Origin of the sequence: Bacteroides caecigallinarum (assembly GCF_021530995.1) — a bacterium.
Classification (GTDB): Bacteria; Bacteroidota; Bacteroidia; order Bacteroidales; family Bacteroidaceae; genus Phocaeicola; species Phocaeicola faecigallinarum.
Map to the genome: position 1 here is coordinate 1 of NZ_JADYTF010000233.1, position 1377 is coordinate 1377.

General features: G+C 39.6%; 2 protein-coding genes. One reads left to right on the top strand and one right to left on the bottom strand.

The features are described from left to right. A partial coding sequence (locus tag I6E24_RS16260) for a hypothetical protein (protein WP_235329735.1) occupies positions 1–275 on the top strand: 275 nt, incomplete at its 5' end. A gap of 28 nt (positions 276–303) precedes the next feature. Here the strand turns inward: I6E24_RS16260 and I6E24_RS16265 are convergent. Then, a complete protein-coding gene (locus I6E24_RS16265) occupies positions 304–1200 on the bottom strand; it encodes a helix-turn-helix transcriptional regulator (RefSeq protein ID WP_235329737.1) in 897 nt (298 codons plus the stop codon). Positions 1201–1377 lie beyond the last annotated feature (177 nt).

A 1377-nucleotide genomic window follows, 5' to 3' on the forward strand; every position in this document is an offset into this window, starting at 1 on the left:
GAATAGTTGCTGTTAAAATTGCAATGGAAGCTGATACTACTTTTCCTAGTCTTGAAAAAGAAGATATTGATACATATGATGCGGCATTAGTATCTTTATTAATAAGAGCGTTTAATGTAGCCTGGTTAACTGATATGGAAAAGCTATATTCAAAAATACGACTTTACGCCAATGTTGAGATTGGAGAATGTCTAATAAATAAGCCGTGTAAGATGTTTAGGGAGGTTGCAGATTTACTTCAAGATTTTAAAAATGATTGTACTTACTGTCCGTAACAAGGTTACAATCATATTTTTGTTGAAACTATATTACCATATACCTATTTCTGATACGTCCAATTTTCTGAAAAAGCTTCATTCTCAACTTTTCCGGATAAGCAATCTCCACCTTATCACCAAGAGCCAGGATTTCATCCACCAGCTCGTCAGTCACAAGAAGGGTGTAATCAAATGACGTAAAAGTCCCCATATCATTCCTTTCCACCTGAGAATGGTGGAAAGGATGCTTTCTCAGATAATCTGCAAATGAACCGTAAGCCCTTAGAGTAATCTCTTCCGGCTGCTGTCCGGTCGGAGCCACAACACCAATAGAGTCTGAAAGACGTCTGGCAAGGGAAAACCTGTAGTCAGTATCAAATCTCTTGCCGCTAAGGTAAATTTTGGTCAGTGCATCAAGAGGAACGGAACAGAACTCTGATCCGTTTCTGTACCCGAGCAGATACCAGCGGTTGTGGAAGAGCTTCAAACCTTCCGGTCGGAAACGGCCTTCCACTTCATTGCCCTTGTCATTCGTGTAGAATATGTACAGTTCATGCCCATCGCTGATACATTCCGATATATCCGGTAGGTATTCAATACCACCTGACATGTCAGGCATTACAACACGATGGAACAGGCACGGACTGCTTTTCAGAGCCACATCAATGATACGGCTGTTGAACAGCCAGTTGCGGCAACTGTCACCGAGTATTTCATCCAGGTTCTGGATATAGTATGTATAGTCCTTTCTGTTACACGCAATGACTATATCAAAATTCTCCTCAATCATTTTCCGGTGATGATGGAATGTACGAAGACTCAGCGGCTTCCCATTGTATAGGAAATGGTGCTTCCATATCTCACAAAGCCTTTCAAAAGTAACCTTTCTTTCCTGATAGACTGTATGCAGCAGCCAAATGTATCGGTTGTAGATATTGTTCATAAAACTACCTCTTATAACTTGTTTAACTATCTAAATATAAGCATTATAAAGTAAGCATTCAGTAAACCCCGTATGATTAGAACTGGTAAAGCCGGCATAGATTGTCTATTAAAAATTTCGACTTGTCTCTGAAAATGTTGAAGATATTCGACGATTTCTATCAGGATCTATTAAAAG

Coding starts and splice junctions, on each gene's coding strand:
- I6E24_RS16265 (WP_235329737.1), bottom strand. CDS start 1,200: ATGAACAATATCTACAACCGATACATTTGGCTGCTGCATACAGTCTAT.